Source organism: Roseovarius pacificus (genome assembly GCF_900142665.1).
GTDB lineage: Bacteria > Pseudomonadota > Alphaproteobacteria > Rhodobacterales > Rhodobacteraceae > Roseovarius > Roseovarius pacificus.
Genome location: NZ_FRBR01000003.1, coordinates 37,256 through 58,787, shown reverse-complemented (window position 1 = coordinate 58,787; position 21,532 = coordinate 37,256). Strand labels below are relative to the sequence as shown.

Sequence of the window (21,532 nt, the reverse complement as noted above, 5' to 3'; positions counted from 1 at the left end):
CGGCCGGATTTGTTCAGCGTATTGATTTCAAAGGAATATTACTCCGGCCAACGGGGCATCCATGGTTCGCAATCCGGCATTGTTTCCATGAAATGGGGCGAACTTGTGGTCGGGTTTGCCCCGTCTTCGCCCGATTCACAGCCGGATGGCCGATATCATCCGCCCGTAATCCGCCTCCCTGGCGTGGGTCGTGCGGCGGTAGGAAAAGAATCGGGCCGGATCGGAATAGGTGCAGTGCCGGGTCCACTCCGCCTGTCCCACCCCCGCACGCCGCAGCCGGTGCAGCCCGTAGGCGGGCAGGTCGAACATATACCGATCCCCCTCGCCATTGGCGAAGAACCGGGAGTTGGCGGGATCTTCGGCAATGAAATCGTCCAGAAACTCGGGGCCGACCTCATAGGCGCGCTGGCTGATCGAGGGGCCGATCACCGCCGTGATGTTTTCCCGCGCCGCGCCAAGCGCCTCCATCGCGTCCAGCGTGGCCTCCAGCACACCGTCCAGCGCCCCGCGCCAGCCCGCATGGGCCGCCCCGATCACGCCCGCCTGCGGATCGGCAAACAGAACCGGCTGGCAATCGGCGGTCAGCACCGCCAGCGCCACGCCGGGCGTGGCCGTCACCAGAGCATCGGCGCGGGGCCGCTCGCTCAGCGGGCCGTCTATCGTCACGACATCGGCGGAATGCACCTGATGCACCGTCACCAGATGATCGGGCGAAACCTCCAGTGCTTCGGCCACGCGCGCGCGATTGATGCTGACGATCTCGGACAGGTCCGACGATCCGGGGCCGCAGTTCAGCCCCGAGAACACCCCCGACGATGCTCCGCCGCGCCGGGTAAAGAACCCGTGCCGCAAGGGGGCAAGGCTGTCGGCGGTGATGATCTCCAGCGTCATGGTTCCAATCCCGGTGGCGGGCTCGCGCCTTCGGGATAAAGGCCAAGCACCTTGAAGAGCGTCCCCATTTCCTGCGGATGGGTCAAGCGCCGATGTGCCGCAATATGACTTTCCAACGCCGCGCCCCTCAACCCCCTGGACAGGTTTTGGGCACGGGGCGTGATCCCGAGCCGTTCAAGGAAGACCCCCTGCGCAGTCAGGCGCGTATGCGCCGCGGGCGCGGCGGCCCGTGCCAGCGCCTCGAAATCCACATGCGCGGTCAGGTCGGCCAGCCCCGGATCGGCCAGCGGATCGGCCGCCTTGTGATCGCGGACCGCCTGCACCGTATCGCCAAGCGAGCGCCAGTCGCCGTAATCCACGATCAGCGCCGCGCCGCCGTGGCCAGCGATGCGCTGGCCGATTCCCTGTGCCGCATGGGCGGCGGGCCTGCACGATTCCACGATATCGCCATCGCGCGTGTCGTCCAGCCGATGCGCCAGTTGCGGGGCCTGTTGCCGGTCGGTCAGCCCAAGGGTCAGCGCCCCGTCCCTCACCCCGACGCAGCGCTCGCGCCAGCCCTCGCCGTCACGCTGAAACTGGCGTACCGGCAGGGCGTCGAAAAATTCGTTCGCCAGCAGGACCAGCGGCTGTTGGGGCAGGTCTTCGACGGTCTCCACCCAAACGACGCCCTCGCGCTGCAACGTGTCGCGCTGCACATCGCGCAATGTGGCCGAGGCCTCCACCAGATGTACCTGCGCCGCATCGTGAAACCCCGGCACGGCTTGCGTGGCGCGCAGCACATCGGCCATCAGCGTGCCCCGTCCGGGGCCGCATTCGGCCAGCGTGAAGGGCGCGGGCGCGCCCTGATCCAGCCACGCCTGCGCCAGCGACAGGCCCAGCAATTCGCCGAACATCTGGCTGATTTCCGGCGCGGTGGTAAAATCGCCACCCGCGCCCAACGGGTCGCGCGTGGCGTAATAGCCATGCTCGGGGTTCAGCAGGCATTCGGCCATGTAGTCGGCCAGCGTCATCGGCCCCTGCGCCACGATTCGCGCGATCAGGATGTCGCGCAGCCCGCTCATGCCCTGGTCCGTTGCGCCCACAGGGCAAATCCAAGCCCCAGAACCACCATCGGCAGCGACAGGAGCTGCCCCATGCTCAGGCCCATGCCGCCCGCCTGCACGACCCAGCCCATCGGGTTGTCGGGCGTGATGAACTGCGCATCCGCCTGCCGGGCGAATTCGACCACGAAACGCGACAGCCCATAGCCCGCAAAGAACACGCCGGTCACCAGACCGGGCCGTTTCAGCGCCCCGCGCTGCCAGACCAGCCACAGCAGGATCGCGCCCAGCAACAGCCCTTCCAGCCCGGCCTCGTACAATTGCGACGGATGGCGCGCGCACGGTCCTTCGACTCCGGGGCAGTCCTGCGCATAGTGCCCCGGAAACACCACGCCCCAGGGCAGGTCGGTGGGCTTGCCCCACAGTTCGGCATTGATGAAATTGGCGATCCGGCCCAGCAACAGCCCCGCAGGGGTGGCCATGCACAGCACATCGGCCACCGACAGCCACGGGATGCCGCGCCGCCGTGAAAACAGGATACAGGCCGTCACCACACCCAGCAGTCCGCCATGGAACGACATGCCCCCCTGCCAGATTTGCAGCGCCTCGGCGGGGTTCTCCAGATAATAGGCGGGCCGGTAGAACAGAACGAATCCCAGCCGCCCGCCCAGGATCACGCCCAGAATGACCCATGTCAGCAGGTCCTCGACCGCGCGCACATCCATCGGGGCCGCGTCGCCGCGCCACAGATGCGGCCGTTTGACCGCGGCCACCACCAGCCGCCAGCCGATCAGGATGCCCACGATATAAGCCAGCGCGTACCAGCGCAGCGCGAACTCCATGCCAAACACGGTAATCGAGAAAATCTCGGGCGAAATTTCGGGGAAGGGGATCATGGCCTGCATATGCGTCTCTGTGCCTCTGGTTGCGCGGGGAAGTCAATCCTTGTCCCGTCGGATACGAAGGCTCATATAGGGGTGAACGTAACGCCGGAGAAACCCATGCAAACCCGCAACAAGGTGCTCGACGACATTTCGCAGCTGATGACCAACGCCATGGGCGTGGCCCAGGGCGCCCGGAACGAGGCCGAAACGGCCATGAAATCCATGATAGACCGCTGGCTGGCCGACCGTGATTTCGTCACGCGCGAGGAATTCGACGCCGTCCGCGCCATGGCCCAGAAAGCCCGCGAGGAAAACGAGACCCTCAAGGCCCGGATCGAAGCGCTGGAAAACGCCGCGAAGTAATCCCCTCGCGCGGCCCGCCCCCCCTGCGTGATCCGGGGAGGGCGGTTTCCATGCCGGAATTTCAGCCCGGCATGGCAAGACCCCTTCACTGGCTTCGAATATGATCTGCACCCCACAGGGGGACCGGCCAGGGAACATGGCCGGGGCAGGGGTTTCACCGACCTGAAGACAGCGATTGAACGCGCGGCCCGACCGGGCCGGGGTGTCGTCCGGCAGGCGGTCGAACTGGCCGGGCAGGCTGCTTCGGACCGCCCGGCGTCCGGTTTGCGTCCACAATGGACGCACCTTCCCTTCAGGCCCCTCGGTTTCGTACAAAACCCGCGTACACATCGTACGTTTTGTACGAAACGGCAGGGGGCGTGTGCGGTTGGGCAGAAAAGGTGCCTGATCTTGCGGCCTTTTTTGAGTCATCCACAACTTATTGCGGTTATCCCCAACAAATAGCTTTACAGGTGCTTCCAAACTGCGCACCATATTTAGTAGGACAGGCGGAATTCTCCCCTGTCTGTTGAGCAGGCACCTAGCGCTTGGGGCGCTGCCAAGCCCCGGCGCTACGTAAAAAACGAGGTGGCGCCATGGCATTGTCCGAGCAGTTCTTGCAAGAAGACCTTCATCCCATTGATATCGTTGAATATCTCGCCGAACACCACGAGTGGGATTTCGACAGGATCGCTGACGATCAGATCGCCATGGCGGTCGAGGGCCAGTGGCGCACCTACTCCATCACCCTCGCCTGGTCGGCTTATGACGAAACCCTGCGCATGGTTTGCACCTTTGAAATGGAGCCGCCAGAGGATAAAATTCCTGCGTTATATCATATACTTAACGATGTGAACGATCAGTGCTGGGCCGGCGCGTTCACCTATTGGGCCGAGCAGAAGCTGATGGTTTATCGCTACGGTCTGGTGATGACCGGCGCGCAATCCGTCAGCCCCGAACAGGTCGATACGCTGATCCGTGCCGCCGTCACCAATGCCGAGAGATTTTATCCGGCATTTCAATTGGTTATCTGGGGCGACCAGCATCCGAAGAACGCTATTCAGGCCGCCATTGCCGAAGCCTACGGCCGCGCCTGACCCCACCACCCCGCAGGGCGCCATTGCAGAGACCCGGCGCCCCGCGTATCTCTTGCCTTGGGAATTTTGCGAACAGGCAAGAGGGAATTAGTCATGGATATGCAGGACCTGGCCCGCAAAGGCCTTGTTTTATTGGGGTGTGGCAAGATGGGCTCGGCCATGCTGCAAGGCTGGCTCGATGGCGGATTGCCCGCCGGATCGGTCTGGGTGATCGACCCCAACCCGTCGGACTGGCTGCAATCCCGTGGCGTTCACATCAATGCCGACCTGCCCGAAACCCCTGCCATCGTCCTGATCGCCGTCAAACCGCAGATGATGGGCGATGCCCTGCCCGCCATCGCGGCCATGGGAAACGGCGAAACCCTGTTCGTTTCGGTCGCTGCGGGAACGCCGATTTCCTCTTTTGAACAAGCACTTGGCGCGCAAAGCCCGATCATCCGCGCGATGCCCAACACCCCCGCTGCCGTGGGCCGCGGGATCACCGCCGTCATCGGGAACGACCATGCAAAGGCCGGGCATCTGGACATGGCCGAACAACTGCTCAGCTCGGTGGGGCAGGTGGTGCGCCTTGATAACGAGGACCAGATGGATGCGGTGACCGGCGTGTCCGGCTCCGGCCCGGCTTATGTGTTTCACATGATCGAATGTCTGGCCCGTGCAGGTGAGGCGCAAGGGCTGGCCCCCGATCTGGCGATGCAACTGGCCAAGGCGACTGTCGCCGGGGCCGGGGCTCTGGCGGAGGCCGCCGATGAAACGCCCGCGCAGTTGCGGGTCAACGTCACCAGCCCCAATGGCACGACGCAGGCGGGGCTTGAGGTTTTGATGAATGAAGACAATGGCTTACCGCCATTGATGACAGATACGGTCCGGGCCGCCGCCGACCGTTCAAGGGAGTTACGCAATGACTGATCCGATCGGTGTCGAGGATTTTCTCAAGGTCGATATCCGTGTGGGAACCGTGGTGCGCGCCAAATCCTTCCCCGAGGCGCGCAAGCCAGCGATCAAGCTGTGGATCGATTTCGGCCCCGAATTGGGCGAGAAGAAAACCAGTGCCCAGATCACCGCTCATTACACGCCCGAGGAATTGCAGGGGCGGCAGGTGATCGCCGTGACCAATTTCCCGCCGCGCCAGATCGGGCCCTTCATGTCCGAGGTTCTGGTTCTGGGCCTGTCGGATACGAATGGCGATATCGTGCTTTTGGGGCCTGACAGTAACATTCCCAACGGGGAGAGAATGCATTGAGCCGTGTTTACCTGACCCGCCCGCTGCCCGAGGCGGTTCTCACGCGGGCGCGGGCGTTGTTCGACGAGGTCGAAGTGCGCCACGATACCGCACCGCTGAAGATCGGCCAGATGCGCGCCGCCCTGACGCTCTATGACGGGGTGCTGCCGACGCTGGGAGATATGTTCTCGGCCGAGGTGTTTCGCGATGCCGAAAGTCCACGCTGCAAGGTGCTGGCGAATTTCGGGGTGGGTTATAACCATATCGATGTGGCTGCCGCCAGGGCCGCCGGGGTCATGGTGACCAACACGCCGGGCGCGGTCACCGACGCGACCGCCGACATCGCCATGACGCTGATCCTGATGAGTGCGCGCCGCGCCGGAGAGGGTGAAAGGCTGGTGCGCGCCGGTGGTTGGGCCGGATGGCATCCGACGCAGATGCTGGGCCTGCACGTGACGGGCAAGACGGTGGGCATTATCGGTATGGGCCGGATAGGTCAGGCCATCGCGCGCCGATGTCATTTCGGGTTCGGCATGAACGTCATCTATTACAATCGCTCCGAAAAGGATCTGGGTTTTGACGCCGACCGTGCCGAAACGATGCAGGATCTGGCCGCCAAGGCGGATATTGTGGTGGTGGCGGTGCCGGGTGGGGTCGAGACGCATCACCTGATCGGCGCCGATCTGTTTTCCGCGATGAAACCCACGGCGCATTTCGTCAACATCGCACGCGGTGATATCGTGGATGAGGCCGCGTTGATTGCCGCTCTTGGGAGCGGACAGATCGCAGGGGCAGGGCTGGACGTGTACGAGCATGAGCCGAAGGTGCCCGATGCCCTGCGAGCCCTGGAGAATGTCGTGCTTTTGCCGCATCTGGGAACGGCAGCGCTGGAAGTGCGCGAGGCGATGGGGCTGATGGCGGTGGAAAACCTGAGCGCGGCCCTGAATGGCGAAACGCCTCCCAACCTGATATCCTGAAGGCCACCCTGATCAATGCGGTCGTCAGGTTCGGGGATACCCTGCCGCGTCGTCACACTTGACGCGGGGGCAGGGCTGCGTTGATCTTGCGGGACGTTTTGGAAAGGTCCGCCGATGTTTCAGCCTGCGATCACAGGTTCCGGGGTTTTCACGCCCGACCAGGTCATCACCAATGAAGAACTGGTCGCGACCTTCAACGCCTATGCCGAGGCGTTCAACGCCCAGAATGCCGCGGCCATTGCTGCGGGCGAGGTCGAGGCCAAGGGAGTGTCGTCGCCCGAGTTCATTGTCAGGGCATCCGGGATCGAACAGCGCTATGTGATGGACAAGACCGGGGTTCTGGACCCCGCAGTCATGCACCCGCTGCTGCGTCAGCGCAGCGATGATGAGCCTTCGATCATGGCCGAAATGGCACTGGATGCATGCGGCAAAGCGTTGAATCAGGCCGGATGCGATGCGGGCGAGGTCGATCTGGTGATCTGCGCCGCCTCGAACCACGAGCGCCCCTATCCGGCGATCGCGATCGAGATACAGCAATTGCTGGGTGCAGGCGGTTTTGCGTTCGACATGAACGTGGCCTGTTCCTCGGCCACGTTCGGCATTCAGGCGGCGGCGGATATGATCCGGTCAGGGTCGGTGCGCCGTGCGCTGGTGGTGAACCCCGAGATATGTTCGGGCCATCTGGAATGGCGTGATCGCGATTGTCATTTCATTTTCGGCGATGTCTGCACCGCCGTGGTGCTGGAACGGGCCGAAGATGCAAACGGTGCGCATTTTGTGATCCGCTCGACCCGTTGTGCGACGCAGTTTTCCAATAACATCCGCAACAACAATGGCTTCCTGCGCCGTACCCGTCCCGACGGAATGGCGGACCGGCGTGATATGCAGTTCATGCAAGAGGGGCGCAAGGTGTTCAAGGAGGTGCTGCCGCTGGTATCGCGTCATATTGCGCAGCATCTGGAGGAGGACGATGTTGCGCCCGATGAATTGCGGCGTCTGTGGCTGCATCAGGCCAACAAGTCGATGAACGATTTCATTGGGAAGAAAGTTCTGGGGCGTGTGCCCGCTCCCGGAGAGCAGCCGAATATTCTTCAGGACTATGCCAATACATCGTCCGCAGGGTCGATCATCGCGTTTTCCAGGTACTCCGATGACCTTGAGAGCGGGGATAACGGCCTGATCTGTTCGTTCGGGGCTGGTTATTCCGTCGGGTCTGTTCTGTTGGAAAGGGCCTGATCGGAATTTTCGGCTGCGAGGGGCTTTGGATGATCAAGGTGGGGTGGGGTCCGGCCCCGCCTGTGCACACCTGTTGGAAGTCGCCTTCCGGGGATGACAGATGCGCAATTGGCAAGGGCCGGGCCAAAACCCTGACCCCACCCCCGCCCCGCAAGGGGTTGCGGGGCATTCAGAACCCGGCCCTGAACGACCACGGGATTGCGTTATCAGTTACATTTCGAGATAAAGCGCTAAATGGGAAAACCCCCTTGGGATTCCCCGCCAAGGCGGGCACCTGTAAGGATGAGTGTATGTCGACAATTGGAAGTTACCTCAAGAAGCACACCGAGGCGCTGGTCAAGGACGTGGGAATCGAACCGGCATGCCAGTTGACCGGCAAGTCAAAGGCAACCTTGGGGCGTTATTATTCCGACCATGAAGAGCACGCAGACCGCTTTATGCCGATTGACGCCGTCGCGGCTCTGGAAGAGGCCGCCGCCTATCCGCATGTAACCGGTGCTTTGGCAGAATTGCAGGGGATCGGGCTGAATTTCAACTCGGAGCGCCGGAACACCGAGCGATCGGGCGGTGTGAACAGCGATGTCATCGCCCTGTCTCAGCGGTTCGCCATGTTGATGGCGGAATACCAGCAATCTATCGAGGACGGCGTCATCACGGTCAACGAGGCCAAGAGATTGCTGCGCGAAACCACGCAGCTTCAGCAGGTTCTGATCGATATGAAACTGCATCTCGAAGAAGAAACCGGCTAAGGATCATGGCGTTCTGGCCGGTGCCGTTTCCGGCGGAATCAGACATCACACTGCCGCCTTTGGGCTTTCCCGTATATTCGATTCGGTTTACATATCGCCTTGCTTCGGTCCGGGCGGCTTTTTCCGTCCGGTGAAAAGGGAACACGGTGCGGCGCCGTTACCGGTGCCAATTCCGCGACTGCCCCCGCAACTGTAGGCGGCGAGCGAAGCCGGACCAATGTCATTGCCTTGGCCTGCATCACGGCGAGACGATCCGGCCAAGCCATGACCCGCAAGTCAGGAGACCTGCCGAAGTGATCACCCTGTCCGGGCGCGGGGCGCGCGCTGGACAACGGAATTTTCCGTCATTGGTGATATTTCACCGTCGGCGGAGGAGTGTCTTCTTCCTTACGACTGTCGTTCGAAACGGGCCGGTACGGCCAAGGAAGGGGCAAAAAACATGCACCTTAAATTTCTGGTATTTCTACTGACGGGGTCCGCGCTGTCGGCACAAACGACGTTTGCGCAAGAGGTTATCGACCTCGACCCGATCATCGTATCCGGTGGCCTCGCGCCGGTGAGCGCGTCCAAATATGGGCGTGCCGCGACCGTGATCACCGCCCAAGACCTCGAGGCGCGCGGGGTGGCGCATGTCTCCGAAGCGCTGCGCGCCGTGCCGGGGGTATCGGTCTCTCAAACGGGTACATTGGGAGGGCAGACGGTTGTGCGATTGCGTGGCCACGAAAGCAACCACACGCTTGTACTGATCGACGGGATCGAGGTCGCGGCGCAGCAAACCGGAGATTACGATTTCGGAGGGCTGGTTGTCTCCGATATCGAGCGGATCGAGGTGCTGCGCGGGGCTCAATCGGCGCTCTATGGATCAGAGGCGATCGGCGGGGTGATTTCGATCACCACCAAGCGTGCGACCGAACCGGGGGTAACAGGGCGCGCAGCGTTTGAAGTGGGATCAGACGGGAGCACGAATATCGAGACGGCTCTGAGAGCCAGGGGCGCGCGTGGAGAGTTGAGTTTTTCGACCGCGCGTCGCGATTATGGCGGGTTCGACATTTCCGGCGACCCGGGCGGTCTCGACGATGGCGGCCAGAACGTCACGTACAACCTGAACGGACGGTATTACCTGACCGACACCGTGACGGTCGGCGGCACTTTGCGTTATGTGGACCGGCGCACTGATATCGACATCTTCAATTACGCAGCCCCGACACGGGCGGCTTTGGTGACAGACGGGATCGGGCAGTCGGAGACGCAGGAAACCTATGGCGCGCTTTTCGCCGATGCACAGCTTTGGGGCGGTCGGCTGTCGAACCGGCTGACCTATTCCTTCTCCCATATCGACCAGCAGGGCCGCAATGGCGCTGGAATCAAGGATCAGGATAACACGGGCACGCGCAACAAAATCGCTTATCAGGCTACGCTTGCGCTGGATGCCGCGACGCTGGATGCCTCCAATCACAAGCTGAGTTTCGCTGCCGAATTCGAGCGGCTGACCTATCGTGAAAACGATGCCAGTATCGTTTTCATGCCCGGACAGTTGGTCAAGCGCGAGCAGGAGCAGGTGGCGTATGCACTGGAATATCAGGGCGATTTCACCAACGGCTTGTCTATTCAGGCGGGTATGCGGCATGACGAAAATGACAAGTTCAGCGACTTCACCACCTATTCGCTTGGCGCGTCGTACCTGTTGGCGAACGGAACGACCCGTTTGCATGCGTCCTATGGTACCGGGGTGCAGAATCCCACGTTGATCGAGCAGTTCGGTTTTGCCACGGATTTCGCGGGCAACCCGAACCTGAAGCCGGAGCAAAGCGAGGGGTGGGATATCGGGATCGAGCAGCAGTTTCTGGACGGTCGCGGCGTGATCGACGTGACTTGGTTTGACGAAACCCTGACCGACGAGATCGGCTCGCGCTTCGATCCGGCGATCGGCAAGACCGTCCCGGTGAACAACGATGGGAAAAGCGATCGGCGTGGGCTGGAAGTGTCGGCCAGTCTGGACGTGACTGACCGGCTTGGTGTGTCACTCGGCTATACATGGCTGGATGCGAACGAGCCGGTTTCCGTCCCTGTGATGGCGCGTATGACCGCTGTCGAGGTGCGGCGCCCGGAACACGAATTGTCGCTTGGGGTGGATTATCGCCTGCCCAATGACAGAACGCAATTTCGACTGGACGTAACCCATGTCGCGGGCCTCTACGATACGAACTTCAAAACGGCGAGCTTCTTGCCAGGCGGTGTCCCGAGCGATGATTTCGACCGGATCAAGCTGGATGATTACACCGTGGTCAATCTTGGATTCACCCATGATATTAATGACCGTGTCCAGTTGACGGGGCGGATATCGAATCTTCTGGATGAGAAGTACGAAGAACTGGAAGGCTATGCCACACAGGGGCGTACCGTCTATTTCGGTGTGGCGGCGAAGTTCTGAAAAGGATCGGCATGACGCGTATCCAAAGGATACTGGCAGGCACCGTGGCCCTTTTTGTGGCTGCGGTGCAACCGGTGCAGGCCGATGCGCCGGGTCGTGTCGTGTCGATCAACCTGTGTACCGATCAGTTGGCGATGATGCTGGCCGCACCCGGTCAGCTTTTGTCGGTTTCGCATGTGGCAAGCGATCCCCGGTCATCCGCCATGGCCGGTCAGGCCGGGAACTACAGAATGAACCACGGGCTGGCCGAGGAAATCTATGTCTTGCAACCCGACCTGGTGGTTGCCGGAACGTGGACGCCGCACAGCACGGTTTCAATGCTGGAACGCCTTGGCGTGCCGGTGGCCGTGTTTCAGCCTGCGCGCACCTTGGCCGATATACGTGAAAGACTCGTGCAGATGGGCGAGGTTCTGGGGCGTCCGGCTGTCGCCGAAACCATGGTGGCCGAATTCGATGTCCGGCTGGCCGCCCTGCAAGAGGACATGTCAGATCGCCCGCGTGCAGCGTTGTATTATGCCAACGGTTATACGGCGGGGGATCAGACTCTGGCCGGGCAAATCCTGTTGGCCGCCGGGTTTGCCAATGCCGCAGACGAAGCGGGGTATCGTGCGGGCATGAAGATGCCGCTGGAGATGCTGGCCATGATCGCCCCCGAAACAGTGATTGCCGCGCGCCGTTATCCGGGCGGATCGCGCTCGGAGGAGATATTGGATCATCCTGTGCTTGGGGCGTTTCGGAGCGGTTCGACGATGACGGCCATGACCGATCAGGATTGGGTTTGCGGGACACCCTATGTGTTACGAGCCGTCGAAGATCTGGCTCGGACCCGACGTGGTATGACGGGAGCGGATCGGTAATGCGACTGGTGCTGCCTCTTGTCCTTCTCGTGTTCGTGTTGTTTGCGGCTTCTTTGTTGATCGGACCGGCGGGGATCGGCGTGTGGGAAGGTCTCAGCGCCCTGTTCACGATGGATGAAAGCCCACAGGCACTGGTGATGCGTGAAATCCGCCTGCCACGCGCATTGTTGGCCGTGATGATCGGGGCCGGTCTGGGGGTGTCGGGGGCGGCGATGCAGGGGTATTTGCGAAATCCCCTGGCCGAACCCGGCTTGATCGGTGTGTCGGGCTCTGCCGCTCTGGGGGCGGTGATCGCAATTCAGACCGGGGCGGCCACGGCCTTTGCGCTGGCCTTGCCAATGGCGGCATTGGCCGGGGCCTTGGGCGGCGTTTTGGTGGTCGTGGCGTTGGCCGGACCGCGAGGCACGTCACTCACGCTGATACTGGCGGGTATTGCGGTATCGGCTATGGCCGGGGCGCTGACCTCGCTGGTGTTGAACCTGTCGCCCAATCCCTTTGCCGCCAGCGAGATCGTGTTCTGGATGATGGGATCGCTGGCAGATCGCTCGATGACGCATGTGTGGCTGGCGTTGCCGTTCATGGTGATCGGTGGCGGTTTGCTGGCTGCAACTGGCCGTGGCCTTGATGCCATGACCCTGGGTGAGGATGCCGCCGAGGCGATGGGGATCAGCATGGGGCGGTTGCGGCTTGCGGTTGTCATCGGCACCGCCTGTATCGTCGGGGCGGGAACGGCGGTAGCCGGAGCCATCGGTTTTGTCGGGCTGGTCGTGCCGCATGTATTGCGGCCCCTGGTGGGCGGCAGGCCGGGGCGGCTGTTGTGGGCATCGGCGCTTGGCGGGGCGGCAATGCTGTTGGCCGCCGATATCGCGGTGCGCATCGTGCTGCCCGAACGCGACCTGAAGCTGGGTGTGTTGACGGCACTGGTCGGCGCACCGTTGTTCCTGCATCTGATCCTCAAGCTGCGGGGGACGCGGATATGACGGTGATGGAGCTAAGCAACCTGTCGGTCACCTTGCGTCGGCGCGACGTGATCCGTGACGTATCGCTGTCCGTAGGCAAAGGCGAGTTCATCGGGTTGATCGGTCCGAACGGGGCGGGCAAGACGACGCTGATGCGCGCGGCCCTCGGTCTGATCCCGTTTGTCGGGAACAGTTCGCTTGCTGCGATGCCGCTGGCCGAACGGGCGATGGCCGTCGCATGGATGCCGCAACAGCGCGAGATCGCATGGCCCGTCACGGTTGAAACGCTGGTCATGCTGGGCCGAACGCCGCATGTCGGGGCACTGGCCAGCCCCACCGATCATGACCGTTCTCAGGTGGATGCGGCGATCCGTTGGATGGGGTTGGACGACATGCGCCAAAGGGCCGCCACACGCCTTTCCGGAGGAGAGCAGGCGCGCGTTCTGATTGCCCGTGCCCTGGCGCAGGATACGCCTTTTGTCATGGCGGATGAGCCGGTTGCCGGGTTGGATCCGGCGCATCAGATATCGACCATGCAGACGTTTGCGCGGCTGGCGGAACAGGGCAAATCCTCGCTGGTGTCCCTGCACGATCTGGGGCTTGCTGCGCGTCATTGCACGCGCCTTGTCCTGATGAGTGAGGGCCGCCTGATCGCCGATGGCTGCCCGGCACATGTGCTGACGCCCGAGCGACTGGCCGAGGTGTTCGGGATCAGCGCGTGGTATCAGGACACGGAGCAGGGGCCGGTTTGTCAACCGCTCGAGGTAATCCGGTGAGCGATCTCATTCTGAATCATCCGTGGCTGGAGTTCGATCTTGGCGCCGAGATGCGGGTGCTGAGTTGGTCCATCAACCGTCCCGGTTGCGTGAGCGCGCGGCGCATCCTCTGGCGAGAGGTACACAATTCCGATCTGCGGCCCGATGTGGATGTGTCCGACTGGCTGGAGGGGCACCTTTCGGCGCGGGGGGCGTGCGATGCCGTGGCGTTTCTGACCTCTTGCGACATTCGGCGCTATCAGCGGTCCGAAGCGGTGGTGGGCAATGCACATGCGCAGGTTATCGCAACGGTTGGACTGTCGAATGCCGAACGTGTCGGGCATCGGCTGGAGCGGCCCTTGGTCGAGTGGGGTACAATCAACGTGGCGCTGAAAGTGAATAGTGGTCTGAGTGAGTCCGCTTTTCTGGAATTGATGAGCATCGCCACACAGGCGCGCACCGCTGCGGTGATGGATCTGGACCTGCCGCTTTCGGTCGGACGGGCTACCGGAACCGGCACGGATTGCGTGGCCGTCGCGGCTCCGCCTGGCAGTGAAACCTATGCAGGGCTGCATACTGAAATCGGCGAGGCCGCGGGTCGCGCGGTGTATTCTGCCGTGCTCGAGGGCGGGCGCGGTTGGATGGCGAGTATCGGAGCCAGAATTTCGGTGGCGACCTAGGTTGGACTGCCTTCAGCTATAGGTGCGGTTCTCCATCGGTGTGGCTTCTACTGTTTCCAGCAGGCGATTTAGCAGGGATTGCTCGGCCCGGTTCAGGCTGGCCTTGGGATTCCACACGATATGCACGTCGATGGCCGGTGCGTTCTGGTATGGGGGAAGTTGCCACATGACGCCGTCCTGAACATCGCGTTTGGCAATATGCAGGGGCAAGGGGCCGATCCCGAGCCCGGCGATGATCATGCGGCGCACTTCCTCGAGGTGGCTGGACGTACCGACAACCAGTTCGCCCATATCGGCTTCGGCGCGCATCAGGGTTACGGCTTTCAGTGCATCCTGTAGCCTGTCGGTTTCAAAGCTGACAGCGGAGTGTCCAGCCAGATCGGCCCGTACCAGCCCCTCACGCCCGAACAGGGGGTGTGGGGGACCACAGAACAGGCCGAAGAACTCGCGGTAGATGCGCAGGTATTCGAGTTTCGGGTTCCGTCGATGCACAAGGCAGACGGCGAACGACGAAAACCGGCCCGAGACGCTGTTTACCGCCTCGGCCGAGGACAGCACGTCGATCGACAGGGTGGCGTGGGGGTGCTCGGCATGGAATTCGGCCAGCACCTGATCGAAAAGCGGGCAGATCACATGCGAGGCGAGGGCGATGCGCACATGGCCTGTCACCTCGTCGGTCATTTCACGCATCAGGGTAGAAAGGCGCAAAATCGACCCCTGAATGTCCATGGCTTCGCGATAAAGCACCTGCCCTGCCTCGGTCAGTTCGAAATGCCCCGGTTTGCGGTCGATCAGTCGGCGCCCGACGCGATCTTCCAACCGTTTAAGGGCCGTCGATACGGAAGGCTGTGTCAGACGCAGCTTGTGTGCCGCTTCGGTGACCGAGCGGGATTGCGCCAGTACGACGAAGCTGCGCAGCAGGTTCCAGTCCAGTTCGCGCATCAGCCGGTCGGCGCTGTCCGAGGGATTCATTGATTTCATCAATAGTCACAATTCTGAATATCTATTTGATTAATGATTGCCCGCTTTGCATCGTCAAATCAAGCTCGGTGATAACGGGCCGAGGACAAGGGGAGTTAAATGTCGGTCGAAGCCCGCGAGGCGCGACAACCGTGGATTTTGCTGTCACCGGCCCTGACGGCCGTGGCGCTGCTGTTGTTCGTGCCGCTGCTTTTTATCATGATCTATTCTTTCTGGCTGCGCACGGCGACGGGTGCGGATCAGGTGGGGTTCTTTCTGGACAACTGGCAAGAGGCCCTGACCGATGCGTTCTACCGCGACATTCTCCTGAATACGCTCAAGATTGCCGCGATCACCACGGTGGTTTGCGCGGTGATGGGGTATCCGGCGGCGTATTTCATCGCCCGGTCGAAGGGCAACAAGGGGATTTTGCTGCTTCTCCTGATGCTGCCGTTCTGGATCAGCTACATCATCCGCACGATGAGCTGGATCAACATCCTGGGTGTTTCGGGAGCGTTCAATTCGGCGCTGATGGCTCTGGGGATCGTCAGTGAACCGATCCAGATGCTGTATAACGAAACCACGGTCATTCTGGGGCTTGTGCATTTCCTGCTGCCCTTCATGGTGCTGAACGTCTTCGTCAGCCTCGACGGAATCGACACCAATCTGGAGGACGCGGCCAATTCCCTGGGCGCGACCCGCTGGCAAGCTTTTATGCAGGTGACCCTGCCCTTGTCGCTGCCCGGTCTGGCCGCTGGTGGGCTGCTGTGTTTCGTGCTGGGCGCGGGCACGTATATCACGCCGCTGGTTCTGGGCGGCCCGACCGATGCGATGTTCGCCAACCTCGTGTTCGAGGCAATCATCACACAGCTCAACTGGCCGCTCGGTTCGGCGCTCAGCCTGATGTTGCTGGTGGTGCTGGGGGCGCTGGTGCTGATCTACAACCGCTATCTGGGCATGGCGCAACTGATGAAGGGCTTGGGCTGATGGGGTGGCAGATCGTTCGCGCCTGGACCGTACTGGTCTATCTGTTCATGTTCCTGCCGGTGGCGGTCGTGGTCCTGTTGTCCTTCAATGCCAGCCAGTTCGGCAGTTTTCCGATGACAGGGTTTTCCTTCCGCTGGTTCGTGGAACTGGCGCAGAACGAAGCGATCCTGCGGGCCTTTCGCACGTCGGTGGTTCTGGGCCTTCTGACGGCGCTGATTTCGACAACCCTGGGGGTTCTGGCCAGTCTGGCGCTGGTACGGTATCGCGTGGCAGGGGCAAATCTGATCTCGACCTTGTTGATCGCGCCGATCCTCGTGCCCGAGGTGGTGCTGGCCGTGGCGCTGCTGTTGTTCCTGAACTTCCTTCAGATCAACAAGAGTTTCACGCTGCTTCTGCTTGGCCACGTGATTTTCACGCTGCCTTTCGTGATCCTGGTGGTGCAGGCGCGGCTGGTCAGCATCAAGCGGGATGTGGAAGAGGCCGCGATGAGCCTTGGCGCAAGCCCGCAACAGACGTTCTTTCAGGTGACGTTGCCGCTGATGCTGCCTGCGGTTCTGGCCGGGGCGCTGTTCGCCTTCACCATCAGTTTCGACGACATTACCGGCACGCTGTTCTGGAAACCGGGCGGGGTGGAAACCGTGCCGACGCAGATTTTCGCCATGCTGCGCAACTCGATCAGCCCCGAGATCAACGCATTGGGAACGGTGATGATCGTGATGACCGTGGGCTTGCCCCTGCTGGGGCTGGCCATTGCCCGCAAACTTTCAACCAAGGGCGGCAACTAGAACCGCCCGGATATTCAGGACCATTCCAACAAGGAGAAACACATGACCAGAAAAATGGACAATACAACCCGCTATGAGCGCCTGCGCGAACGGTATATGAACGGCGATCTGGATCGTCGTTCATTCCTAGGGCTGATCGGCGCGGCCGGTCTGGCCTATGGGGTGCAGACGCCCTTTGCCAGGTTTGCCCACGCTCAGGGGGTCAAGCAGGTTCGCTTTGACGGCTGGGGCGGTGTCGTGTCCGAGGCGTTTCGTGAATATGCCTTCGACCCCTACGCCGAGGCGACAGGGATCGAGGTTGTCGACGGCACGTTCGGCGGGGGCGATGAATACCTGAGCCGCGTGAAGGCCAGCCAGGAGGGCGAATACAATATCGCGCACCTGTCGGGCGTATTCGACTATGCACGCTATCACAATCTGGGCCTGTCCACCGTTCTGAACGAGGATAACATCCCCAATCTGCAATACGTTATTCCCAAACTGGTTGACGTGTTCCGCGGCGTGACCGATGGCAAGCTGTCCTGCGTCCCTTATGACTATGGCACCACCGGGATCGCCTATAACCGCAAGCATATCTCGGATGACGAAGCCAGGGAAAAAGGCGCCAAGCTGCTGATCGACGAGGCCTACCAGGGCAAGATCGCCGGTTGGAGCGACTGGCGCACCCGCCTGTGGTATGCCGCCCTGCAAACCGGTCAGGACCCGAACAACATCGAAGATATCGACGCAGCCTGGGATGCTGTGCGCACGCATCGCGATCTCAGCCTGAAATATTGGGGGTCGGGCGCTGAACTGATGAGCCTGCTGGCCGAGGAAGAAGTTTATGTCACCGAAGGCTGGTCGGGCCGTATTTACGCCTTGCAGGATCAGGGCCATGACATGGGGTATATCGACCCGCCCAACGGCATGGGCTGGCAGGAATGCCTGTTCGTGATCAAGGGTAGCCCGATGGAGGCCTGCGAAGAGCTGCTGAACTTCATGCTGGCGCCAGAAACGTCGATCGCGGTGGCCGAGGGGCAGAATTATCCGCCCGCCCTCGATCCGCAGAAAGTGGACCTTGGCGACAAGATTCCGACCCTGCCCGCGTTCGATCCGACCGGCACGCTGGAAGGGCTGACCTTTGCCGATCCGGCCTACTGGAACGGCAACGAGCAGGAGTGGTCCAAGACCTTCGGCCGCGTTCAGAAGGGTTATTGATGCCTGAAATCAAAACCCCGCCCCGGCCTTTGCGCCGGGGCCTCGGACCGAACCGCGAGGCCTCGGGTTCATGCCCGGGGCGGGACCCCATGACGCCTGAGCGAGGACACCGCCGATGAGTTCCGTCACCCTGAACAATATCGTCAAGCGTTTCGGCAATTTCACCGCTGTGCATCGCTCGTCGTTGGAAATTCCCGAAGGGGCGTTTGTCACGCTTCTGGGGCCGTCCGGTTGCGGCAAGACGACGAACCTGCGGATGATCGCCGGTTTGCTGGACCCGACCGAGGGCGAAATCCTGATCGGCGGCAAACGCGTCAACGACGTGCCCATTCACAAGCGCAATCTGGGGCTGGTGTTTCAGAACTATGCTTTGTTCCCGCACAAGACGGTGGCCGATAATGTGGCATTCGGATTGAAATACCGTAATGTACCTGCCTCCGAAATTCCCAAACGGGTCTCGGACGCTCTGGAACTGGTGCAACTGCCGCATGTGGCGCATCGTTATCCCAAGGAATTGTCGGGAGGGCAGCAGCAACGTATCGCACTGGCCCGTGCCATCGTGATCGAACCCGATGTTCTGTTGCTGGACGAGCCTCTTTCCGCGCTCGATGCCAACTTGCGCGAAGACATGCGTGTCGAACTCAAGCGCATTCAGGAACGTATCGGCGTGACCACGGTTTTCGTGACCCATGACCAGTCCGAAGCGTTGGCGATGTCCGATCAGATCGTGGTGATGTCTGCCGGACGGGTCGAACAGGTCGGGGCGCCCGAAGAGGTCTACAACACTCCGGCCAGTGAATTCGTGGCGAATTTTCTTGGGGCCTCCAACATCTTTGACAGTCAATGCACCGCCATCGGCGGTGGATCGGTGACGGTCGACGCGCCGATCTTCGGGCAGGTTGCCATCCCTGCCGACAAGGCGCCGCGTATCGAGGGGCAGGGACCGGCCAAACTGGTGGTCCGGGCTGAAAAACTGCACTTGTCGCAGGACGCTGCCCCCGAAGGGGGTGTATCCGTCCCGGCGACGGTGGAAACGGTGGATTATCAGGGGCAGGCCGTCCGCTATTTCGTGCGGGCGGGGGACACGCAACTGCAGGCCATCAACATGATCGACGGCCATCCTTTCAATGAAGGGGATCAGGTCAATCTGCATCTGCGGCCGCAGGATTGTGCCGCTTTGCCGGGGTAAGGAAATGACTGAACGACCAAGCCACCTGTTCTATCAAGGGCGCCAACGCCGCCCGGTGCTGGATCAGGCCCGTGGCGTCTATATGTGGGATGTGGACGGCAAGCGTTATCTGGACGGGTCCAGCGGCGCGATGGTTTGCAATATCGGGCACTCGAATGAAAACGTGCTCGAGGCGATGCGCCGCCAGATGGAGAAATCCACCTTTGGCTACCGGCTGCATTTCGAAACCGAAGCCTCGGAGAATCTGGCGGCCAAGACGGCGGCGATCTGTCCCGAGGGATTGAACAGGGTGTTTTTCGTTTCCGGCGGGTCGGAAGCCGTGGAATCGGCCATGAAACTGGCGCGTCAGTATGCATTGGCCATCGGGCAGGAAAAACGTTGGAAAATCATCAGCCGCGCGCCCAGCTATCATGGTTGCACTCTCGGGGCGCTGGCGATCACCTCGTATGATCCGCTGACCAAGCCGTTCGATCCGATGATGCAGGCTATGCCCAAGGTGCCCGCGCCGCGCGCCTATCTCGATGGGCTGGACCCGGAGGATGAGGCGACGGGCCATCACTATGCCGATATGCTGGAAGCGAAGATTCTCGAAGAAGGGCCCGACAGCGTTCTGGCGTTTATCGTCGAACCCGTTGGCGGGGCTTCGACAGGGGCGCTGCCGCCCCCCAAGGGATATATGGAGCGGGTGCAGGAAATTTGCCGCAAGCATGATGTTCTGCTGATCCTCGATGAAGTCATGACCGGAGCAGGGCGCACCGGCAGGTTCCTGGCGTGCGACCACTGGAAGCTGGAGCCGGACATCATCGTCATGTCCAAAGGTTTTGCCGCAGGTTACGTACCGCTTGGCGCCATGGCCGCGCATGAGCGACTGGTCGAGGCGGTGCTGGATCAGGGTGGGTTCCTGCACGGTTATACCTATGCTGGCAATCCGTTGGCTTGCGCCGCCGGCGTTGCAGTGATCGACGAAATCGAACGGCAGGGACTGACACGGAACTCCGCTGTCATGGGCAAAAAGCTGATGGAGCGCCTGCGCGGGCTGATGCAGCGGTATCCCATTATCGGCGATGTGCGCGGTATGGGTCTGCTTACGGCGTTCGAATTCATGGCCGACAGGGGCACCAAGGCCCCTTTGCCCAAACACCTCAAGGCGTTCGACCGCTTCGTGAACATTGCATATGACAAAGGGCTGATCGTCTATTCGCGCCGTACACGCAACGGGGTCGAGGGTGATCATATCATCATTGCGCCGCCGATGATCGTCACTGAAACGCATCTCGACGAGATCACCGAGATGCTGGACACGTCGCTGGCACAGTTCACGGATGAAATCCGGCCCGAACTGGACAAGATCGCATAAGGACAGCCCATGTCAGGCATTATAATCACCTGCGCCGTCACGGGGTCGATCCATACTCCGTCGATGTCGCCCTATCTGCCGGTCACCGCCGAACAAATCACCGAACAGGCCGTTGGTGCGGCCGAGGCCGGGGCCTCCATCCTGCATCTGCATGCACGCGATCCGGAAACCGGGCAGCCTTCGGCCGCGGAAGAACACTTCATGGCCTTCCTGCCGCGTATTCATCAGGCCTGCGATGCGGTGCTGAACCTGTCCACGGGCGGGAGCGCGATCATGACCCTCGATCAGCGACTGGCCGCGCCTAAACGGGCCGAACCGGAAATGGCCTCGCTCAACATGGGCTCGATGAACTTTGCGCTCTACCCTATGGCCGACCGTATCAGCGATTGGAAAAACGACTGGGAAAAGCCGTTTCTGGAAGGCACCGACGACCTGGTGTTCAAGAACACGCCCCGCGATATCGCCCGCATACTCACGGAACTGGGCGAAGAGCGCGGCGCACGTTTCGAGTTCGAGTGTTATGATTTGTCTCATCTCTATATGCTGAAACACTTCGTGGACCGCGGACTGGTGCGTGCGCCGCTGTTCATTCAATTTGTCTTTGGCGTTTTGGGCGGGATGGGGCCGGACCCGGAGAACCTGACGCACATGATCCGCATCGCGGACAAGCTGTTTGGCGGCGATTACATGTTCTCGGTTCTTGCTGCGGGGCGTCATCAGATACCGCTGACGACCATGGCGGCGGCCATGGGCGGGCATGTCCGTGTGGGGCTGGAGGACAGCCTGAGCATCGCACGCGGACAACTGGCCGAAAGCAACGCGCAGCAGGTCGCCAGGATTCGTCGTATCGTCGAAGATCTGGGGCGCACGGTGGCCTCGCCCGAGGACGCGCGTGCGATGCTGGGCCTGAAAGGCCGCGACAGGACGGCGATCTGAT

At 61.5% G+C, this 21,532-nt stretch carries 22 protein-coding genes and 1 riboswitch; of the genes, 18 read left to right on the top strand and 4 right to left on the bottom strand.

The genetic code is table 11. From position 1 onward, the window contains the following. Positions 1-135: 135 nt before the first annotated feature. Genes pgeF through lgt form a run of 3 tightly spaced genes read right to left on the bottom strand, consistent with a single transcriptional unit; the run spans position 136 to position 2,836 of the window. Positions 136-891, bottom strand: a complete 756-nt coding sequence (gene pgeF / locus BUB53_RS07605; protein WP_073034120.1) for a peptidoglycan editing factor PgeF — start codon at positions 889-891, stop codon at positions 136-138. Beyond that, positions 888-1,952, bottom strand: coding sequence for a class I SAM-dependent methyltransferase (locus tag BUB53_RS07600; RefSeq protein ID WP_073034119.1), 1,065 nt, complete (start codon positions 1,950-1,952; stop codon positions 888-890). The genes pgeF and BUB53_RS07600 overlap by 4 nt, the downstream gene beginning before the upstream one ends. After that, a complete protein-coding gene (gene lgt / locus BUB53_RS07595; protein ID WP_073034118.1) occupies positions 1,949-2,836 on the bottom strand; it encodes a prolipoprotein diacylglyceryl transferase in 888 nt (295 codons plus the stop codon). The genes BUB53_RS07600 and lgt overlap by 4 nt, the downstream gene beginning before the upstream one ends. A gap of 96 nt (positions 2,837-2,932) precedes the next feature. On the opposite strand from lgt, the gene BUB53_RS07590 reads away from it, so the two are divergent. The 12 genes from BUB53_RS07590 to BUB53_RS07535 all read left to right on the top strand — a co-directional run bounded on the left by BUB53_RS07590 (position 2,933) and on the right by BUB53_RS07535 (position 14,120). After that, positions 2,933-3,178 carry an accessory factor UbiK family protein gene (locus BUB53_RS07590; RefSeq protein ID WP_073034117.1) on the top strand — a complete coding sequence of 82 codons (246 nt, stop codon included), beginning with the start codon at positions 2,933-2,935 and terminating at the stop codon, positions 3,176-3,178. A 575-nt stretch (positions 3,179-3,753) separates the two neighbouring features. Further along, a complete protein-coding gene (locus tag BUB53_RS07585; protein ID WP_073034116.1) occupies positions 3,754-4,254 on the top strand; it encodes a type III secretion system chaperone family protein in 501 nt (166 codons plus the stop codon). A 93-nt stretch (positions 4,255-4,347) separates the two neighbouring features. Continuing rightward, positions 4,348-5,163, top strand: coding sequence for a pyrroline-5-carboxylate reductase (gene proC, locus BUB53_RS07580; protein ID WP_073034115.1), 816 nt, complete (start codon positions 4,348-4,350; stop codon positions 5,161-5,163). Further along, entirely contained in the window at positions 5,156-5,497 is a 342-nt protein-coding gene (locus BUB53_RS07575; RefSeq protein ID WP_073034114.1) for a tRNA-binding protein, read from the top strand. The genes proC and BUB53_RS07575 overlap by 8 nt, the downstream gene beginning before the upstream one ends. Next, positions 5,494-6,453: a 2-hydroxyacid dehydrogenase gene (locus tag BUB53_RS07570; RefSeq protein ID WP_073034113.1), complete on the top strand. Its 960-nt coding sequence runs from the start codon at positions 5,494-5,496 to the stop codon at positions 6,451-6,453. The genes BUB53_RS07575 and BUB53_RS07570 overlap by 4 nt, the downstream gene beginning before the upstream one ends. Positions 6,454-6,567: 114 nt before the next feature. Further along, the gene (locus BUB53_RS07565; protein WP_073034112.1) at positions 6,568-7,689 is read left to right on the top strand and encodes a beta-ketoacyl-ACP synthase III; all 1,122 of its coding nucleotides are present in this window, start codon (positions 6,568-6,570) and stop codon (positions 7,687-7,689) included. A 290-nt stretch (positions 7,690-7,979) separates the two neighbouring features. Beyond that, positions 7,980-8,438 carry a hypothetical protein gene (locus BUB53_RS07560; protein WP_073034341.1) on the top strand — a complete coding sequence of 153 codons (459 nt, stop codon included), beginning with the start codon at positions 7,980-7,982 and terminating at the stop codon, positions 8,436-8,438. A gap of 88 nt (positions 8,439-8,526) precedes the next feature. Next, positions 8,527-8,745: riboswitch (cobalamin riboswitch) on the top strand. Positions 8,746-8,877: 132 nt separating this feature from the next. After that, positions 8,878-10,869 carry a TonB-dependent receptor plug domain-containing protein gene (locus BUB53_RS07555; RefSeq protein WP_073034111.1) on the top strand — a complete coding sequence of 664 codons (1,992 nt, stop codon included), beginning with the start codon at positions 8,878-8,880 and terminating at the stop codon, positions 10,867-10,869. Between the two features lie 11 nt (positions 10,870-10,880). Next, a complete protein-coding gene (locus BUB53_RS07550) occupies positions 10,881-11,726 on the top strand; it encodes an ABC transporter substrate-binding protein (protein WP_073034110.1) in 846 nt (281 codons plus the stop codon). Continuing rightward, entirely contained in the window at positions 11,726-12,706 is a 981-nt protein-coding gene (locus tag BUB53_RS07545) for a FecCD family ABC transporter permease (protein WP_073034109.1), read from the top strand. Before BUB53_RS07550 ends, BUB53_RS07545 begins: the two co-directional genes overlap by 1 nt. Continuing rightward, complete coding sequence (locus tag BUB53_RS07540; RefSeq protein WP_073034108.1) at positions 12,703-13,461, top strand: ABC transporter ATP-binding protein; 759 nt, start codon at positions 12,703-12,705, stop codon at positions 13,459-13,461. The genes BUB53_RS07545 and BUB53_RS07540 overlap by 4 nt, the downstream gene beginning before the upstream one ends. Further along, positions 13,458-14,120, top strand: a complete 663-nt coding sequence (locus tag BUB53_RS07535) for an adenosylcobinamide amidohydrolase (RefSeq protein ID WP_073034107.1) — start codon at positions 13,458-13,460, stop codon at positions 14,118-14,120. Before BUB53_RS07540 ends, BUB53_RS07535 begins: the two co-directional genes overlap by 4 nt. 12 nt (positions 14,121-14,132) lie before the next feature. Here BUB53_RS07535 and BUB53_RS07530 read toward each other — a convergent pair whose 3' ends face one another. Then, positions 14,133-15,101: a LysR family transcriptional regulator gene (locus BUB53_RS07530; RefSeq protein WP_373285771.1), complete on the bottom strand. Its 969-nt coding sequence runs from the start codon at positions 15,099-15,101 to the stop codon at positions 14,133-14,135. Between the two features lie 99 nt (positions 15,102-15,200). Here BUB53_RS07530 and BUB53_RS07525 point away from each other — a divergent pair, with 99 nt between their 5' ends. The 6 genes from BUB53_RS07525 (at position 15,201) to BUB53_RS07500 (ending at position 21,531) form a co-directional block, all read left to right on the top strand. After that, positions 15,201-16,067: an ABC transporter permease gene (locus BUB53_RS07525; RefSeq protein WP_073034105.1), complete on the top strand. Its 867-nt coding sequence runs from the start codon at positions 15,201-15,203 to the stop codon at positions 16,065-16,067. Continuing rightward, positions 16,067-16,852, top strand: a complete 786-nt coding sequence (locus BUB53_RS07520) for an ABC transporter permease (protein WP_073034104.1) — start codon at positions 16,067-16,069, stop codon at positions 16,850-16,852. The genes BUB53_RS07525 and BUB53_RS07520 overlap by 1 nt, the downstream gene beginning before the upstream one ends. Positions 16,853-16,906: 54 nt before the next feature. Further along, positions 16,907-18,049, top strand: a complete 1,143-nt coding sequence (locus BUB53_RS07515) for an extracellular solute-binding protein (protein WP_073034340.1) — start codon at positions 16,907-16,909, stop codon at positions 18,047-18,049. Between the two features lie 115 nt (positions 18,050-18,164). Beyond that, entirely contained in the window at positions 18,165-19,238 is a 1,074-nt protein-coding gene (locus BUB53_RS07510; protein ID WP_073034103.1) for an ABC transporter ATP-binding protein, read from the top strand. A 4-nt stretch (positions 19,239-19,242) separates the two neighbouring features. Further along, positions 19,243-20,595: an aminotransferase family protein gene (locus BUB53_RS07505; RefSeq protein ID WP_073034102.1), complete on the top strand. Its 1,353-nt coding sequence runs from the start codon at positions 19,243-19,245 to the stop codon at positions 20,593-20,595. A 9-nt stretch (positions 20,596-20,604) separates the two neighbouring features. Then, the gene (locus BUB53_RS07500; RefSeq protein WP_073034101.1) at positions 20,605-21,531 is read left to right on the top strand and encodes a 3,5-dioxohexanoate:acetyl-CoA acetone transferase; all 927 of its coding nucleotides are present in this window, start codon (positions 20,605-20,607) and stop codon (positions 21,529-21,531) included. Position 21,532 lies beyond the last annotated feature (1 nt).

Bases quoted from the DNA above. Each gene is read 5' to 3' on its own strand.
- pgeF (WP_073034120.1), bottom strand. From the start codon at position 891: ATGACGCTGGAGATCATCACCGCCGACAGCCTTGCCCCCTTGCGGCAC.
- BUB53_RS07600 (WP_073034119.1), bottom strand. From the start codon at position 1,952: ATGAGCGGGCTGCGCGACATCCTGATCGCGCGAATCGTGGCGCAGGGG.
- lgt (WP_073034118.1), bottom strand. From the start codon at position 2,836: ATGCAGGCCATGATCCCCTTCCCCGAAATTTCGCCCGAGATTTTCTCG.
- BUB53_RS07590 (WP_073034117.1), top strand. From the start codon at position 2,933: ATGCAAACCCGCAACAAGGTGCTCGACGACATTTCGCAGCTGATGACC.
- BUB53_RS07585 (WP_073034116.1), top strand. From the start codon at position 3,754: ATGGCATTGTCCGAGCAGTTCTTGCAAGAAGACCTTCATCCCATTGAT.
- proC (WP_073034115.1), top strand. From the start codon at position 4,348: ATGGATATGCAGGACCTGGCCCGCAAAGGCCTTGTTTTATTGGGGTGT.
- BUB53_RS07575 (WP_073034114.1), top strand. From the start codon at position 5,156: ATGACTGATCCGATCGGTGTCGAGGATTTTCTCAAGGTCGATATCCGT.
- BUB53_RS07565 (WP_073034112.1), top strand. From the start codon at position 6,568: ATGTTTCAGCCTGCGATCACAGGTTCCGGGGTTTTCACGCCCGACCAG.
- BUB53_RS07560 (WP_073034341.1), top strand. From the start codon at position 7,980: ATGTCGACAATTGGAAGTTACCTCAAGAAGCACACCGAGGCGCTGGTC.
- BUB53_RS07555 (WP_073034111.1), top strand. From the start codon at position 8,878: ATGCACCTTAAATTTCTGGTATTTCTACTGACGGGGTCCGCGCTGTCG.
- BUB53_RS07550 (WP_073034110.1), top strand. From the start codon at position 10,881: ATGACGCGTATCCAAAGGATACTGGCAGGCACCGTGGCCCTTTTTGTG.
- BUB53_RS07545 (WP_073034109.1), top strand. From the start codon at position 11,726: ATGCGACTGGTGCTGCCTCTTGTCCTTCTCGTGTTCGTGTTGTTTGCG.
- BUB53_RS07540 (WP_073034108.1), top strand. From the start codon at position 12,703: ATGACGGTGATGGAGCTAAGCAACCTGTCGGTCACCTTGCGTCGGCGC.
- BUB53_RS07530 (WP_373285771.1), bottom strand. From the start codon at position 15,101: ATGAAATCAATGAATCCCTCGGACAGCGCCGACCGGCTGATGCGCGAA.
- BUB53_RS07525 (WP_073034105.1), top strand. From the start codon at position 15,201: ATGTCGGTCGAAGCCCGCGAGGCGCGACAACCGTGGATTTTGCTGTCA.
- BUB53_RS07520 (WP_073034104.1), top strand. From the start codon at position 16,067: ATGGGGTGGCAGATCGTTCGCGCCTGGACCGTACTGGTCTATCTGTTC.
- BUB53_RS07515 (WP_073034340.1), top strand. From the start codon at position 16,907: ATGGACAATACAACCCGCTATGAGCGCCTGCGCGAACGGTATATGAAC.
- BUB53_RS07510 (WP_073034103.1), top strand. From the start codon at position 18,165: ATGAGTTCCGTCACCCTGAACAATATCGTCAAGCGTTTCGGCAATTTC.
- BUB53_RS07505 (WP_073034102.1), top strand. From the start codon at position 19,243: ATGACTGAACGACCAAGCCACCTGTTCTATCAAGGGCGCCAACGCCGC.
- BUB53_RS07500 (WP_073034101.1), top strand. From the start codon at position 20,605: ATGTCAGGCATTATAATCACCTGCGCCGTCACGGGGTCGATCCATACT.